Source organism: Gemella sp. zg-1178 (assembly GCF_018790995.1).
In the GTDB taxonomy this organism is placed as follows: domain Bacteria; phylum Bacillota; class Bacilli; order Staphylococcales; family Gemellaceae; genus Gemelliphila.
The window spans coordinates 1-584 of the sequence record NZ_JAHKEI010000066.1; the positions used below are offsets into that span (position 1 = coordinate 1).

Genomic DNA, 584 nt, shown 5'->3' on the forward strand with positions numbered 1-584 from the left:
GCAATAGAAGCTGACAACAACCTAGACAGAGATCAAAAAGACGCAGCAAAAGACAAGATAACAAAAGCTGCTAAAGAAGCAGAAGACAACATCAACGCTGCGCCAGACAAAGACGGAATAACACAACCAAAAGAAAATGGTTTAGAAAAAGTCAAACTAGAAAAAGCCAAAGCAGATGCAATAAGTGAAATAGAAGCAGAAAAAGCCAAAGCTCACCAAGACATAGACAAGAACACTAGCCTAACTCCTGATCAAAAAGAGGCTGCAAAAGACAAGATAACAAAAGCTGCTAAAGAAGCAGAAGATAGCATCAACGGAGCAGCGAGTATAGAAGAAGTTACAACCGAACTAAATACAGGTAAAGAAAAAGTTGAACTAGCCAAAAAAGAAGAAGAAGCCAAGGCGGCAGGAGAAAACATAGCCAAGGCAATAAACAAGGCAGGTCTACTTGGCAATCCAGGACTAGGAGAACCTGAATTTAACATAGGAGCAGCAGCCCAACCTGAAGAAGAAGCAAATAACTTAGAACTTAAACCAGAAAATAACAATGCAAACCAAGCAAATGCCCAAGAAATAAAAGAAGG

1 protein-coding gene is annotated in these 584 nt (G+C 39.7%); it reads left to right on the plus strand.

Features of this window, described 5'->3' with window-relative positions; all coding sequences use genetic code 11:
* Window positions 1-584 (plus strand): DUF1542 domain-containing protein (locus tag KMP12_RS07445; RefSeq protein WP_215757073.1); only part of this gene is annotated, 584 nt, incomplete at both ends.